The organism is Acinetobacter sp. CE-15 (assembly GCF_051059255.1).
Classification (GTDB): Bacteria; Pseudomonadota; Gammaproteobacteria; order Pseudomonadales; family Moraxellaceae; genus Acinetobacter; species Acinetobacter guillouiae.
The window spans coordinates 903,618-918,664 of record NZ_CP192737.1; the positions used below are offsets into that span (position 1 = coordinate 903,618).

Here is a 15,047-nt window from a genome sequence, read left to right on the forward strand (position 1 = left end):
TTACTCAATTGTGAAATTGCCATGATTCCGCCTAGTGTGAACCATTACTGGGTGGCAGCAGGGAAAAGACGTTACTTAAGCCAGCGAGCTAAAAATTTTCAGAAGATTGTGAGTTTGTTTGTTAAGCCTCTCAAAAGCACAGCTAGGCTCAAAGCAGAGATTACTTTTCATTTTCCAGATCGACGTACTAGAGATATCGACAATCATTTAAAAGCAGTTTTAGATAGTTTGGTGAAGTGTGGTTTATGTGAAGATGATGAACAGTTTGACGAGTTGCTAGTAAAACGTGGAAATGTGGTTAAGGGTGGATTGGTAAAAATTAAAGTGGTGGAAGTATGAGCTTAGTCAAAGTTTGGGACAAAGAGATCAAAGGCAAGCTCTATGCAGTCGGTGATATTCACGGATGCTACAACTTGCTGATGAATCGTTTAAATGAAATTGGTTTTGATTTTGAAAAGGATTTGTTGGTTGCAGTAGGTGATTTGGTGGATCGAGGCATTCAAAACATTGAGTGTGTTGAGTTGCTGTCAAAGCCTTGGTTTACGTCTGTTCTTGGTAATCATGAGGATTTATGTATAGGTGGGATTCAAGAAGAATCATATAAGCGCCGTCATATCTCAAATGGTGGAGAGTGGTTTTATCAGCTAGATGGACAAGCGATGTACAACATTGCAAAAGCCTTTTCTAAATTGCCTGTTGTGCTAGAGATCAATCACAAGGGGCGTAAATACGGTTTTGTTCATGGACACATAGAACAAAATGACTGGAATCAATTTAAAAGCTCATTTGAATATGAAATTTCACCATTTCGAGGACCAGTAGAATTGGCAATATGGGGACGTGCCCGTGCAAATACAGACAGTGAACAATATACCAATGTTTCAGGTGTAGATGCGGTCATCATGGGGCATACAGTCACTCCAAAGCCACTCAAGCGTGACAATTGCTATTACATTGATACAGGTGCGGTGCATTGGGGAACTATGACAATTTTAGATTTGAGTAAAGTTTAAGGGGCTTGGAATGAACGTAGCGGTGAGAGTGATGGATTGGTCTAAATACACAATTGATGGATGGCTTGAGCAATTTGGTGCATGGTGTGAAACCGCTCGTTTAAAAGGCGGTGAATTGCCTGATGGTCTACATGTTAATCAGATTTATTGGTTGATTCGTGAAGCAGATAAAACGCCACGTAACTCGAAGTGTTATATCCGTTGTGAGATTAGTGACTTTGAGGCAGAGCAGGTACAGGCATTGCTGACAAGTATTTTTAAAAGCGATTCAGTAGATTATCAAGCGAAGTATGCGGTGATGTGTTTGGTTAAGCATAAGGTGGAGAATCGTAGTCTTAGTGCAGTGGCTGAGATTACTAATCAGTCTAAAGGACAGGTGAATATTGTAGTTGGTTGTGCTAGATTCTTTCTATCAGGTCGTTATAGCTTTTTAATTATGGGGTAAAAATGATAAGTCCTTTACAAGTTACAATAGACTTTACTGGTAATCATATTAATGATTTAGCAGTTCAAATAAATGACAAATTAGATGAATTAAATGTTGGGCTAGAAGGGGAATTTATAAGAATCCTTCATATAAGTCATAACAGTCTAAACAAAGGCAATTTGACAGAATATACAGCATTAGTAGTTTTTGGTTTGGAGAATTGACTGTTTAAACGTAATATGGCATATTTCAGCTATAGTGGACGAAGTTATGGTAATCCACACAGTTTTAAAGTTTTATATACCCACTAGTTCCATCTAGTGGGTATTTTTTTATATTGAAAATGCTTTTATCAAATCAATCCTAACTCTTTTGCATGAGCTAAAAGGGCTTGTTTTACCGCTTTAGAGCGATTGTCACCGTAATGCGCCTGTAGCGCAGTTAAGGCATCAAAAACATCTTGTTCTTTCTTAGAGATAATAATCGGTGAGATTTTATCTAGTGCTTTATTACGGTAGTTATCAGCTGCTTTGAGTTGAGCATTTGAAGTCTTTATTTCTGACATATTGATTATCCTAATGGTTAAGCTATAATCAGGAGAGCAACCCCTTTCGAGGTTGCCGTTATCTTAGTAGGCTGACTGTGAAATCATTACCAAGATAACTAGAAGAATGATTATTAAGTATTTCATCTTCTAAGCTCCTGAGAGTTATTGTTTTGGTAACTTAGTTACCGCCTCCAAGTCTTGAACTGCCATTCTTGATTTGTTAAAAGCATTATATGCTAGCATATAAATATATGCAAGCATATAATTCGGAAAAGCTCGTTTTTTTAAGCGGGCTTTTTTTGTTTTCATTTTTAAGTAAATAATAATGTGTTGATCAAATACGGGATTATCCCTTATTTGGGTTACACAATAAGCTCATCAAAAAGGTGGGTTTTTTATTTGCCTGAATTAATCAGGCTTATTTAATTGTTCAACGTAAAGTTTGACAGCCTCAGTGATAATTTTAGCTTGAGATTCTCCAGTAGATTCTGAAAGTGATTTGATTTGCTCAACTGTACTTTCATGCAGTTTATAGCTTTTGCTCACGATACCGCGACGCTCATTACTTTCTTGATTAATTTCTGATCTTGATTTAGCCATAATTATGTCCTGTCGAAAATTAGATAATCTGCAAGTCAAATATCTACCTTATTTACTGATATTTTCATCATAGAAACGAATCGCTTGCATAAGTAATTCGTTATGGCTCAAGTCATGTTTCTTGGCAACTTGTTCAATGTATGCGATGTCATCAAGTTTGAGTTTAAAAGATTTAACTTTTACGCCTCGTTTTGAATCGCTATCACGCTGAATTTCTGTAGGTGATTTTGCCATTTTCTGTACTCCTGATAACTTCTTAAGTTAGTTAGTGCCACCCCTTTCGGGGTGGGCTTTCTTAGTAGACTTTCATACTGATTAACAGTAGAATTACTAAGATAACTAACTTAATCATGCCAGATTCCTTGTTAGTTCGTAAGTCTTGAGGACTTACACCCATCAAGTTGAGACTGCCATCTCGTCTTGATAATGATATTATAGGATGACCTATATTATAAGTCAACCTATTTTATGGAAAAAGCTCACTTTTTAGTGGGCTTTTTTATTGTCTAAAGTATATAAATTATATTCAATTAATAGGCTGAATTTAGTAGTATCGACCTAGAATTAATTGCATTGAGATAATCATGAAAAATAAATATTTATTTCTATTTATTATATTTATTTGTATTGGTTTTTTTATTTTATTAGTTAAAGGTGAATTACCATTATCTCAAACTGGCGGTATTGAAAAGGAATGTATAGGAGTAAATATTCCTGAGAGTGTAAAATATACAAAGTCACGACAATATTGCACATGTTTCAATAATCAGCTTAATTATAAAGATAGCAGTAGTGCTCAAAGTTTTTGTTTAAATAAAATTAACTAAAAATAAATTTCATCCGTCAAATAGTTTGATGGATTCACCATGACCGCCGAAAGGCGGTTTTTTTATGTCAGGAGAAAATGAATGACACTTGAAGAACGCCAACATTATGTAGATGTAATTAAAGCCCTCTACAAAACTTCTATTTCAGTTGATGAAAGTCAAATTTCAGATGAGGTAGTAGATATTGTAGATACAATTCTTTATGAAATTCGAAATTGCACTATGAATCTTGGCATTTTTATTTCTATTGTTGATGGTGTTACTGCTGGAATGAAAAACGTATTAGAGTCTTTGGGCTTCGGTACAGCTAGTTCTCAACGCAGTTTGATTGAAGAAACACTCAAAGATAAAACAAAAGCATGGTTAAAAAGTAAAGGCGAAACTTTTGGCTGGGGTTTTATCAAAGGTGTAGTTGAATCATGGATTAAGATTCTTGATAACAATACAGCTTCATTAGCATGTAAAAATTCAGCATTATTAAGTTATAAATCTCCTTTAGCAATTGCTTTGCTTGGTTTGTAATTAGAATTTAGACTTAAATAAGCTCATTTTCGGATGGGCTTTTTATTTGTCAAAATCTTAGACATTTTTATTCAAATTTTTTTATTAAAGAGATGATTTTAAATAAAAAATTTTTGACAAAAAGCCTGACATTAATTTGACAGGGTTTTTAATGCCTAGAGGAAAGTGGAATGAATAAGGTTGAAGCGCAAAAGAATCTAAAACTACTCGAACAAGATAAAGCACGCATACTTTCACTTAACCATCTCAATTCCACTTGGGCGTTTAAGAATCAGTGTGAGTTGAGAGTGAAGCAGATTAATGGGTTTATTAATTGCATTAAGAAGAATTTGTCAGTTGATACCACAGCGAATAATTGATAATTTATTGTTTCTAAATTAATTATAGAGATTAATGAAATGCTTCTTCAGGTTGATGATTTGGTAATTAATACTGACCAGATCAAGGTGATTAAAATAAATGATCAAGCAAATTTTGTAGTAATCTATTTTTCTGAAGAACATACAAGAAAAATTAGTTTCCCAAATTATGCTGATCTAGAAAGATTTTTAACTAAACTAGGTCGAAAAGATCATTTTGCTTAATTAAAGAATCGCATTAAACCTCCTCCGGGAGGTTTTTTATTACCAACAAAAAATAAAAGCCCTCACGGGCTTTCTCAAAAAAGATGCAACTGTTACCGCCTCATCTTTTAATCCTAATAAATTAGGGGTGGCGTCCTTCGTTCTTTAGGTCTGCTAGGGTGTTACCTTAACGCAAACAGACCAGCGTAATAGCCGACCCAACGGCAGGAACCCTGTGAAGTATAAATACAACCATCGGGAGTCCTTGCTCCTGCATTAACAATTATAAATTTTGAATTGAATTTAATCAATTGGGAGATTCCTTTATGGAAGATATTGAGCTTCCGAAAGGGAGTGAGCCACTCGAAGATGATCGGCGCGAACGGTTAGCACAAGAATATTTAAAATGCTTAAACATTGCCAAAGCTGGTGAATTGGCGGGGTATGCAGATAAGAGTACTTCTTGGAGAGCATTTGAACGTGATGAAGTTCAAGAACGTGTTGCTTATTTAAGTGCTTTAAGACTGGAGCGTACACAAGTTGATGCGGATTATGTTTTAAGGCGTTTGGTTGAGATAGATCAGATGGACGTTTTAGACATTATGGATGACTCTTACAACTTCAAACCAATTGGTGAGTGGCCTTTAATTTGGCGTCAATATGTTTCCAATATAGAAAATATTGAGCAATTTGAGGGCTTCGGAGAAGATCGTGAACAATCAGGCTGGCTTAAAAAAATCAAATGGCCTGATAAGGTTAAGAATCTTGAACTGATTGGTAAACATGTAAGTGTTGGGGCATTCAAAGATAAAGTTGAGCTTACAGGCTTAGTTACAGTTAAAACTATTTCAGATGTTATGGATGAGATAGGAGATGAAGATCTTTAAGGAGGTAAAATGCTCTCAAATAAACGAAGAGAACTCCTTAAAAATCGGTTCTGGCGCTTAAATAATCTTTATTTTGTAGAAGATAAAAATGGAAAATGTGTCAGATTTAAAATGACACCTGAGCAGTTAGAATACTTTGATGGTATGCATGACCGAAATGTCATTCTTAAAGCTCGTCAGCTTGGTTTCACTACAGAAGTTTGCATTATTCAGCTAGATCTAGCGTTATTTCATCATAAGCATTGTGCTTTGATCGCACACACCTTGCCAGATGCAGAGCGCCTATTTCGTAATAAGACCAAATATGCTTATGACCGCTTAACTGATGATGTTAAGCAGGCAAATAAAGTTATCAAAGAAACAACCAGTGAAATCGTATTCAAGAAAGGTGGATCCGTTACTGTTTCAACTTCATTTCGTGGTGGAACGCTATACAGCTTGCATGTTTCAGAATTTGGGAAGATTTGTGCAAAGCATCCTGATAAAGCAAAAGAGATTGTTACTGGTGCATTTGAAGCTGTTCCACTTGGTGGTCGAATTACTCTTGAAAGTACTGCAGAAGGACGCAGTGGTTATTTCTATCAATATTGCCAAGACGCTGAAAAGTTAAAACTTCAAGGTAAAACTTTAAACTCATTAGAGTGGAAATTCTTTTTCTTCTCATGGTGGAAGAACTCTGAATATCAAATCCCAGCAACAGAGATATCGGAACGATTAAAGGAATACTTCTCAGATTTAAAAGTTAAGCACAATATTCACACCACACCTGAACAACAGTCATGGTATGCATCCAAAGAAAAGACTTTGGGTGATGATATTAAACGAGAATATCCGAGTATTCCTGAAGAAGCATTTCAGCAATCAGTTGAAGGCGCGTATTACAAGAAGCAATTCAAATTCTTATATGCAAATGGCCGAGTTGGCGAATTACCAAGTAATGATCATTTGCCAGTAATGACCTTTTGGGATTTAGGCGTTTCAGACTCAATGGCAATTTGGTTTATCAGGAAAATTTCTGATGAATGTTATCAAATCATTGATTATTACGAAAACTCGGGTGAAGGCTTAAGACATTATTTTAAAGTGTTGAAAGATAAAGGCTACACATATTCAAAACACTATGCACCACACGACATCAAAAACCGTTCTTTAACAGGTGATGCTAAATCTCGTCTAGATATCGCTAAAGAAGGTTATGAAATCGATGGTGAAATCTATTCCGTACGATTTGAAGTAGTGGAAAGCATAGGTGTGATGGATGGTATAGAACAGACTCGTGAGATCCTTAAATACTGTGAGTTTGATGAAACCAAGTGTGAAGATGGTATTTCTCATTTAGAAAACTATCGTAAAGAGTGGGATGACAAAAAAGGGTGTTGGAAAGATAAACCTCTGCATGATCATACGTCTCATGGTGCCGATGCATTCCGTATGTTTGGTGTAGCGATGAATAAACCAAAACCAGTAACAACTCTCGATATACCAATTTTTGGAAGAAGAAGATGACAGGTGTAACTTCAAAGCATCCTGAATATATTAAAAACATCGATACCTGGAATAAAGTTGATGATGTTTGTGATGGTCAGGATGCAATTAAGAAAAAAGGTAAAACATATTTACCAGTGCCTGTCACTTTTGGTGATGGGGATGAAGATCGTTATAAAGAGTATTTAGATCGAGCGGTTTTCTATGGTGCGACTGGTCGAACTTTAATTAGTCATATTGGCTCAGCATTTAATAAGTTGCCTGATTTTAAAAGACCTGATGAGCTTGAGTATTTAGAGCGAAATGCAGATGGTGCAGGACGATCTATTTATCAAAGTTCACAACAAATGCTGCGATTGATTTTTAAGCATTATCGTTGTGGAATTTATGTTGATTTCCCACAAGTTGAGCCTAGTCGAAATAGGGCTGAAGATAAGCAAAAGAATGCATTCCCAATGATTCACACATTGAAAGCCCAATCCGTTATTAATTGGGATTTCATCATTGTGGGAAATCAGAAAAAACTATCTTTGGTCGTGATTGAAGAGAATATTTCAAAGCTTGATGATGATGGGTTTAGTCGTACAAGTGATACCCAGTACCGTGTTTTGAGATTACACAAAGGTCAGGATGATTTTGTTTATTCAGTACAGCTTTATGAGCGGAATGAAAAACAAATTTTTGAAGCTGGACCGCTTTATTACCCTACGGATTATCACGGTAAGCATTGGAACTATATTCCATTTACATTTTGTGGCGCGATAGATAATACAGACGAAATTAATAATCCGCCGTTGCTTGAATTAGCTGATCTAAATCTTGCTCATTATCGTAATTCTGCAGATGTTGAAGAATCAGGATTTATTGTTGGGCAGCCTATTGTTTCTATGCCGAATATTACCCCTGATCAATATGAAATCATTAAAAAGGACAATTTAGCGATTGGTGCTCGCAATGGATTTCCAACAAAAGTTGAAATTTCACAAGCGAGTGAAAATAACTTGGCCAAGCAATTAATGACAGATAAATGGGTACAAATGAAAGAAATGGGTGCTCGCTTAATTGAGGTGGGGTCTGCTAATAAAACTGCTACACAAGCAGATAATGAGGACTCTTTGCAGCATTCAGTTGTTTCACTGGCAGTGTCTAATATCAGCGAAGCATTACAAATGGCGTTACGTTGGTGTGCCAAGTTTGCCTTGCCTGATCACGATATAAAGCCTGATGAGCTGACCTATGTTATTTCTCAAGATTTTAATAAGCAAAAATACAGTGTGGAACGTTCAAAACTGATTTTAGAGATGGTCCAAGGTGATCTTCTGCCTCCTGAAATTCTTTATCAATATGAGCAAACTGGAACATTCTCAGATGCAAAGTGGGAAGAAATTGAGAAGAAGATTGAAGAATATCGGATGAGTAAGCCATTAGCTGGTTATCAGCCATATCAAGGTGTAGATGATGAAAGATCAACTGATAGAGCAAGCAATACTTGATGCCTTAAATCAACATAATTCTTATCTTCAGCGCCTTTCCTCTACCTCGGTCAATGAAATCTTAAAAAGTTTCGATGCTTTATCTATCCAAGCGTTAAATAACCTTCGCGACTTGCTCGATGATTTAAATGAATCTGAGAAGACTAGTTTAGCTAGTGCTAAATACTCTACTTCGTCGTTGAAAGAAATTCAGGGAGTCATGGCAGGTTGGCAGCAGTCAATTTCTACTGTTCTTCCTGAAATTCTTGATATTTCGATGATTGCTTTGGCTTCGTATGAATCGGCATATATTTATAAGTTAGCTGGTAAAAAAGTACCCAAGATTAATGGAGATGCTTTACTCAAAAAATCAAAGAAAACTCCTTATGCAGGTGGTCAATTATTAGATTATATTTTCCCTACCGTTGCTGAGAGTATTCGAAAGAAAGCTGAATATGTTATTCGTGATGGTGTGAATTTAGGTCAGACAAATCAACAAATTATTCAAAGAATAAAAGGTACTAAAAAGCTAAATTATGCAGATGGTCTGCTTAATCAATCACGAAATGCAATTGATGCTGAAGTGCGTACAGCTCGAGCACATTTAAGCAATGATGTTTATTTGCAGACGTGGTTGGCTTTAGGATTTGAATATACAAGAGATGTCGCAACTTTAGATGGTCGAACAAGTTTTGGATGTGCTGTAAAAGATGGTCGTGTCCAATTGGTTGGTGTTGGCCATCAAAAACCTCCTTATCACCGCCGTTGTAGAACTGTTCAGGTGGGATGTGAGAAAGATGGAACGTTGGAGGGTTTGAGACCTTTTGTTGCAGATAAACGCTCAGTTAAAAATATTCCCAAGGATCAGCGAGATGGAAAGATTGGCCAAGTTGATGCGAATACGACCTATAAAGAGTGGTTTAATCGGCAAGACGAGTCTTTTCAAAAAGAATGGTTAGGTCCTGTTAAATACACACTCTATAAAGAGGGTAGATTTCCAATTGATAAGTTTGTTGATCCACTGTCTGGTCAAAAATTCACTTTAGATGAATTGCGCAAGTTGGATGAAAAAGGCTTTGAGTCAGTGTTCAAATTTTCAAAAACTGGCAAGAGTTTTAAACAGCCTCAAAATGAACCAAGTTTTTATGATTTACCTAACAAAACACAAAAGCCTGACGTTTCAACACCTGCGAGAAAGAGAGCTGTTGCTTTTGAGGAAGAATTTAGAGAAAGCAGAAAGGAGTATGGGATATTTATTAGCAATGATGGTGAAAAATCTTATCCATTATCAGGAGACATTAATAAAGTTAACGTCCCTAGTGAGCTATGGGGTAAGGTAGTCGGAACAACATTCACACACAATCACCCAGGTGGCTCAAATTTCTCTGTTGATGATATTATTACTGCTGCTGAATTAAACTTAGCTGAAGTTAGAGCTGTTACTCAGCATATGCGCTTTATTATGTCTAAAGGTGAATCTAATAAATTATGGCCAAGTGAGAGTGAAATTAGACAAGCATTAAAAGAGTTAAATCCGAAAGCACTAGATTTAACTAGAAATATGATTAATAGTGATAGGATTAATTCAAGATATGCACAATCTGAGTTAGAACATCAATTGTGGATGTTGACTGCACAAAAACTTGGGCTTAAATATAAAAGAGAGAAAAGCTAATGGAAGAAGATCTAGAGCTTGAAAGACTCCGGTTTGAAAAGATAATGCTCGAAAAATTTGGGATTACACCTGATCAAATTATTCATACTAAAGATGTAGAGGCTTCAGGAGAGAAATATCTAACTTTTGATGGTCCGAATGCTGTTAAATATTGGAATGATCTGAAAGAACTTTGTGAAAAAGAGTTTGGTCCTCAAGAAACCAACTAGCATATTCATTTTAATACAAGCACCCAAAAGGGTGCTTTTTTATTGCCTGCCAAAAGTGGAAACGATTGGTGAAACGAGCGGAAGCTTAATTAAAAATGGTGGAAACCTATGAAACTCAAAACGATTCAAATCGAAAATAAGACCTACGCAGAAGTGAATGAAGAAGGTAAACCTTTATACCTCCATGAAGATGGAACAGAGATTGCCTTTGATGCACCACATGCGATTGCAAAAATTAATGAACTCGGATCAGAAGCAAAAAACCATCGAATTGCCAAAGAACAAGCGGAAGCGAGTTTAAAAACATTTGAAGGTTTAGATGCAGAAAAAGCCCGAAATGCTTTAAATACCATCAAAAACTTTGATGATAAAAAGTTGATTGATGCAGGTGAAGCAGAACGGGTACGAACTGAAGCAATTGATTCAGTAAAACAAACTTATGAAACACAACTTGGTCAAATCACAACTGAACGTGATGCATTTCAGCAGCAATTACATAATGAATTGATCGGTGGTGGATTTGCTCGTTCTAAGTTTATTCAAGAAAAAGTTGCTGTTCCTATTGATATGGTTCAAGCCATGTTTGGCCAAAGCTTTAAGGTCGAAGATGGCAAACCTGTCGCATATGACGGCAAAGGTCAAAAAATTTATTCCCGCACAAATCATGGTGATGAAGCTGCTTTTGATGAAGCTTTAGAAATCTTAATTGGTGGATACCAACACAAAGATTCCATTTTAAAAGGTTCACAAGCAGGTGGTGGTGGTTTTTCAGGTCAAGGCGGACAAGGGGGTGGCAAAGCGATGTCACGTCAAAGCTTTGAACAATTAGCGCCACCAGAAAAACAGTCATTTATGAAAGATGGCGGACAAATTACAGAAAATTAATTTTGGAGATTAGCGAATGTCTAATAATTTAAATGGCTTATTGCCAACGCTTTATGCAGCACTTGATATTGTTTCTCGTGAGATTACTGGTTTTATTCCAGCAGTAACACGTGATACAGGTATTGAACGTGCTGCAGTTGGTGATGATGTAAAAATTCCAGTAACAACCGTTGCAGAAGCACAAGATACTAAACCAGGTGTGCATGCACCAGATGCTGGTGACGGCACTGTAGATAATATCGTGGCTAAAATTACCAAGTCGCGAAATGTACCTATTCGTTGGAATGGTGAAGAAACCCGTTCACTACAGAATGCGGGAACTTTTGCAGCAATTCAAACCGATCGTTTTGCTCAAGCTATGCGTACGCTTGTGAATGAAATCGAACGAGATTGTTGGCTAGAAGCTTATAAAAATGCATCAATTGCTTATGGTACGGCAGGACAAACGCCGTTCAGTACTGCAGCTGATATGACTGATTTTGCTGGCACACTAGGTATCTTAGAAAACAATGGTGCTCCTCGTAATGACCTGCAATTAGTTTTAGGTCATGCAGCAATTGGTAATTTGCGCGGTAAGCAAGCAGGATTATTTAAAGTCAATGAAGCTGGTCGTGATGACATGCTACGAAATGGTATGACTGATCGTATTATGAACTTTGCGATTCGTCACTCTCATGCAGTAGGTGTACATGCTAAAGGGACTGGTGCTGGATATCTTGTAAATGGTGTTTCATCAGCTGGTGATAAGTCGATTGAGGTAAACACAGGAACTGGAACAATTCTCGGTGGGGATATTGTGACTTTTGCTGGTGATGGGACTCAATATGTATCTGGTGGTTTAGCCGGTTCTAATTTAATTCTCAATCATGGATTAGCTTTAGTCCCAGCTGATAAAGCTGCTGTTAGTGTTGGAAATAATTATGTTCCAAACCTCGCATTTTCACGATCAGCAATTGCATTAGCAACACGTACTCCAGCCTTACCAGAGGGTGGGGATAGTGCAGATGATCGTACGCAAATTGTAGATCCCGTTACTGGATTGGCATTTGAAATTGCGGTTTATCGCCAATACAAACAAGTTGTCTATGAAGTCAGTTTGGCGTGGGGTGTCAAAGCTATTGCACCGCGACACATTGGACTACTTTTAGGTTAACCAAAAGGGTGAGAAATCGCCCTTATTTTTTGGAAAATAAAAATGACTTTATTAAATACAGTTCAAATCAAAGATGGTGATGGATATCGTGTAATCAATGAATCTGATTTTATTCATGGACAACACGATCTTTATGGCGATTCTAAATTATCGAATTTGCCCAATCTAGCGCCAAATGTTGATTCAATTTTAGAATCAAAAAAGCAATTAGAAGAAGCTGAGATCAAATTAAAGGATTGTCTAGAACAGCTTCAAAACTCTCAAGGTGAATTTACTGCATTCCAAAATAACATCGATGCAATGAAAGCCCGTATTGCTGAATTGGAAGTTAATTCTAATAAAACGGACAAAGAAGAACCGAAAACTACAAAAGCTAAATAGGTGAGTTATGAGCTTTATCACTGTTGATGACGCAAATCGTAAATTGGGTAATGACTTTGCACCAGATGGTGATAAAGCTCGTCTTATTTTACTGGCAAATACTTGGATGAAAAATGAAATTGGTTTTGTTCCAGAACCATTTGATCCACTTTTAATCGATGCTGCTTGTGAAATTGTTAAAGGTATCAAAACTGGTGTGATTTACGCTGGTACTTCTCGTCAAACAACAAGTGAACGAGTAAAGGCCGATACAGTTGAAGTTGAAGAGTCATTTGTAGAGGGTAGTCGTGAAATTTCAGAATTTGAGCAGATTGCCAAAGCATTTATAAATTCGCTGGATCTAAAGCCCAAGGGATTCACATTCAAGGTGTATCGCGGATGAGAGATAAGATTCAATCTAAAGTGGCTAAGGCCTTTAATACTAAGCTTGCAGATACCATCACTACTTTCACTTGCTCCAAAGAAATCCAATCTGGTGATTTCGACTTTGAAACGCAGACTTATCCTACTGTGACTGTTGAACAATATGCTGGGCGGGGAAAATTAGATGGTAATTATGAAAAATACATTGTGAAACCAAGTGATTATCAAGTATCTGACCAAAAAGCCATTGTTTTAGCTAATGAGGTAACAGGCGAGCTACAAATTAATGATGTGTGGCAAACAAAATATGGTGAGCTTAAAATTATCAGTATTTTACCAATGTCCGCTGATGTGGGTTTTGTGGTGCAGTTAAGGAAAATAAGTGCTTAATTTAATTATAAGTATTGAATATTTGGTATAATAAATAATCAAGCTTGATTGGTGTTGGAAGCACAAATCAAGCTCTAATCAACCTGTTAATTAGAGTAACAAGATGACTGCGAGCAATTCTAAAGTCATGGCGATAGCTATGCAATCGAAAAACCATTTTAATGCATATTCCACTGTAGAGTTTGTAGAAAAAGCAAGAGAGAAATTTGGCGATAAATTTGATTACTCAAAGGTAGTCTACATTAATTCTCAAACATTGATTGAGATTACTTGTCCAACACATGGTAGGTTTTATCAAAAACCGCAGTTACACATCAACTCCATAACAGGTTGTAAGCTTTGTGGGATAGAAAGTCGGAAAAAATCAAGAGCTTTGTCCGTTGATAGTTTTATTGAGAGATCAAGTGCTATCCATCAAAACAGATATAAGTACGACAATGTGGTGTATTCTAATAATACAAGTAAAGTTTTAATAACTTGTTTAATTCATGGTGATTTCCTGCAAACACCAGCAAACCACCTTAAAGGCAAAGGATGTATTAAGTGTGCAAATGAATGTTTGAGGATTTTAAAAAAAAGCGATTCTCAAGAGTTTATTAAAAAAGCACTGGTGGTTCATGGCGGGTTGTATGGTTATGAAAAAGTGGTGTATGTATCTGCGATTCAAGAGGTGATAATCAGATGCTCAATTCACGGGTATTTTACGCAAACACCCAACGCTCACCTGAGTGGCTCAGGGTGTTACATATGTAAAGGCGGTATAAGATGGACATTAGAAAATTTCTTTAAAAAAGCTAGAAGAAAACACGGGTCCAGATATGATTATTCTAAAATTAAGAGCTATAAAAATAAAAATTCAAAACTAACAATCATTTGCAAAAAACATGGGGTTTTTCATCAAACAGCGATTGCTCACTTAAAAAGTGTGGGATGTGCAGAGTGTGCTGCTGAAACAAATAGATCAGGCATTAAACACAGCAAGATTTCAATGCTAGCAAGATTCACAAAGACTCATGGTAAAAGGTATGACTACTCCTTGGTGAGTTATATTAATTACAATACAAGAGTAAAAATAATTTGCCAGAAACATGGGGTGTTTGAGCAAACCCCAGCTACCCATTGGAAGGGTGGTGGGTGTGCGACTTGCTTAAAAGAAGAGAGTCCAACCTACATGTTTGGCAGAAAGGCGCACATTAAGTTTTGCAAAAGAAAGAATAGTGGGTTGTCAAAACTTTATGTGCTGAAGTGTCATTCCAAGGATGAGATGTTCTACAAAGTTGGCATTACTTGCAATAGTGTAAAAGCTAGATTTAATAACAAGGCGGCTATGCCTTATGATTACAGTATTGTTATAGAAGTTGTTGGTGAGGCTGGCTTTATATTTGATTTGGAAACTAGAGTTCATCAACTTTCAAGAGGGTTTAAATACAAACCGCTTAAGGATTTTGGTGGAAAATCAGAGTGCTTCTCAAAATTAAGCAAGCCGATTCTTGGTTTGCTAAATAAGCTTAATGAGTCAAAGCAAATAGAATGTTTAACATGATAACTAGTTGAACACAAAACCCATTTCGATGATTTCAAAGTCTTGAATGTAGGTAAAGATCCAAGCGGAAGTATTTGGGTTTGCCAGTTGAGGAAAGTTTAGTAT

At 36.5% G+C, this 15,047-nt stretch carries 18 protein-coding genes and 2 pseudogenes; 17 read left to right on the forward strand and 3 right to left on the reverse strand.

From position 1 onward, the window contains the following. From ACQ7EO_RS04350 to ACQ7EO_RS04365, 4 genes and pseudogenes are all read left to right on the forward strand, one after another. Window positions 1–339 (forward strand): annotated as a pseudogene (locus ACQ7EO_RS04350) (RusA family crossover junction endodeoxyribonuclease); the annotation flags it as partial. Continuing rightward, window positions 336–1,013, forward strand: a complete 678-nt coding sequence (locus ACQ7EO_RS04355; RefSeq protein ID WP_434278950.1) for a metallophosphoesterase — start codon at window positions 336–338, stop codon at window positions 1,011–1,013. The pseudogene ACQ7EO_RS04350 and the gene ACQ7EO_RS04355, both read left to right, overlap by 4 nt. A 10-nt stretch (window positions 1,014–1,023) precedes the next feature. After that, a complete protein-coding gene (locus ACQ7EO_RS04360) occupies window positions 1,024–1,458 on the forward strand; it encodes a hypothetical protein (RefSeq protein ID WP_434278951.1) in 435 nt (144 codons plus the stop codon). Window positions 1,459–1,460: 2 nt separating this feature from the next. Next, entirely contained in the window at window positions 1,461–1,664 is a 204-nt protein-coding gene (locus ACQ7EO_RS04365; RefSeq protein WP_434278952.1) for a hypothetical protein, read from the forward strand. A 128-nt stretch (window positions 1,665–1,792) separates the two neighbouring features. Here ACQ7EO_RS04365 and ACQ7EO_RS04370 read toward each other — a convergent pair whose 3' ends face one another. The 3 genes from ACQ7EO_RS04370 to ACQ7EO_RS04380 form a co-directional block, all read right to left on the reverse strand. Beyond that, entirely contained in the window at window positions 1,793–2,005 is a 213-nt protein-coding gene (locus ACQ7EO_RS04370) for a hypothetical protein (protein WP_333667726.1), read from the reverse strand. Window positions 2,006–2,395: 390 nt separating this feature from the next. Next, the gene (locus ACQ7EO_RS04375) at window positions 2,396–2,587 is read right to left on the reverse strand and encodes a hypothetical protein (protein WP_434278953.1); all 192 of its coding nucleotides are present in this window, start codon (window positions 2,585–2,587) and stop codon (window positions 2,396–2,398) included. A gap of 48 nt (window positions 2,588–2,635) precedes the next feature. Then, window positions 2,636–2,821 carry a hypothetical protein gene (locus ACQ7EO_RS04380; protein WP_434278954.1) on the reverse strand — a complete coding sequence of 62 codons (186 nt, stop codon included), beginning with the start codon at window positions 2,819–2,821 and terminating at the stop codon, window positions 2,636–2,638. 350 nt (window positions 2,822–3,171) lie between these two features. On the opposite strand from ACQ7EO_RS04380, the gene ACQ7EO_RS04385 reads away from it, so the two are divergent. From ACQ7EO_RS04385 to ACQ7EO_RS04445, 13 genes and pseudogenes are all read left to right on the forward strand, one after another. Then, window positions 3,172–3,414 carry a hypothetical protein gene (locus ACQ7EO_RS04385; protein ID WP_434278955.1) on the forward strand — a complete coding sequence of 81 codons (243 nt, stop codon included), beginning with the start codon at window positions 3,172–3,174 and terminating at the stop codon, window positions 3,412–3,414. Window positions 3,415–3,495: 81 nt separating this feature from the next. Next, complete coding sequence (locus tag ACQ7EO_RS04390) at window positions 3,496–3,936, forward strand: hypothetical protein (protein WP_434278956.1); 441 nt, start codon at window positions 3,496–3,498, stop codon at window positions 3,934–3,936. A gap of 889 nt (window positions 3,937–4,825) precedes the next feature. Then, on the forward strand, window positions 4,826–5,386 hold the full coding sequence (locus ACQ7EO_RS04395; protein WP_434278957.1) for a terminase small subunit: 561 nt from the start codon (window positions 4,826–4,828) through the stop codon (window positions 5,384–5,386). A gap of 9 nt (window positions 5,387–5,395) precedes the next feature. Further along, window positions 5,396–6,892, forward strand: coding sequence for a terminase (locus ACQ7EO_RS04400; protein WP_434278958.1), 1,497 nt, complete (start codon window positions 5,396–5,398; stop codon window positions 6,890–6,892). Beyond that, the gene (locus ACQ7EO_RS04405; RefSeq protein ID WP_434278959.1) at window positions 6,889–8,364 is read left to right on the forward strand and encodes a DUF4055 domain-containing protein; all 1,476 of its coding nucleotides are present in this window, start codon (window positions 6,889–6,891) and stop codon (window positions 8,362–8,364) included. The genes ACQ7EO_RS04400 and ACQ7EO_RS04405 overlap by 4 nt, the downstream gene beginning before the upstream one ends. Beyond that, a pseudogene (locus ACQ7EO_RS04410) lies at window positions 8,330–9,430 on the forward strand (phage head morphogenesis protein); the annotation flags it as partial. The gene ACQ7EO_RS04405 and the pseudogene ACQ7EO_RS04410, both read left to right, overlap by 35 nt. A 587-nt stretch (window positions 9,431–10,017) precedes the next feature. Next, on the forward strand, window positions 10,018–10,227 hold the full coding sequence (locus tag ACQ7EO_RS04415; protein WP_303578025.1) for a hypothetical protein: 210 nt from the start codon (window positions 10,018–10,020) through the stop codon (window positions 10,225–10,227). A gap of 108 nt (window positions 10,228–10,335) precedes the next feature. After that, complete coding sequence (locus ACQ7EO_RS04420; protein WP_303578024.1) at window positions 10,336–11,112, forward strand: DUF6651 domain-containing protein; 777 nt, start codon at window positions 10,336–10,338, stop codon at window positions 11,110–11,112. A gap of 16 nt (window positions 11,113–11,128) precedes the next feature. After that, window positions 11,129–12,265, forward strand: coding sequence for a P22 phage major capsid protein family protein (locus ACQ7EO_RS04425; RefSeq protein WP_327857645.1), 1,137 nt, complete (start codon window positions 11,129–11,131; stop codon window positions 12,263–12,265). 42 nt (window positions 12,266–12,307) lie between these two features. Further along, window positions 12,308–12,646: a hypothetical protein gene (locus ACQ7EO_RS04430; RefSeq protein ID WP_434278960.1), complete on the forward strand. Its 339-nt coding sequence runs from the start codon at window positions 12,308–12,310 to the stop codon at window positions 12,644–12,646. 7 nt (window positions 12,647–12,653) lie between these two features. Continuing rightward, window positions 12,654–13,028 carry a hypothetical protein gene (locus tag ACQ7EO_RS04435; RefSeq protein ID WP_434278961.1) on the forward strand — a complete coding sequence of 125 codons (375 nt, stop codon included), beginning with the start codon at window positions 12,654–12,656 and terminating at the stop codon, window positions 13,026–13,028. Next, window positions 13,025–13,399 carry a glutamate 5-kinase gene (locus ACQ7EO_RS04440; RefSeq protein ID WP_434278962.1) on the forward strand — a complete coding sequence of 125 codons (375 nt, stop codon included), beginning with the start codon at window positions 13,025–13,027 and terminating at the stop codon, window positions 13,397–13,399. The genes ACQ7EO_RS04435 and ACQ7EO_RS04440 overlap by 4 nt, the downstream gene beginning before the upstream one ends. A gap of 103 nt (window positions 13,400–13,502) precedes the next feature. Continuing rightward, a complete protein-coding gene (locus ACQ7EO_RS04445) occupies window positions 13,503–14,942 on the forward strand; it encodes a hypothetical protein (RefSeq protein ID WP_434278963.1) in 1,440 nt (479 codons plus the stop codon). Window positions 14,943–15,047 lie beyond the last annotated feature (105 nt).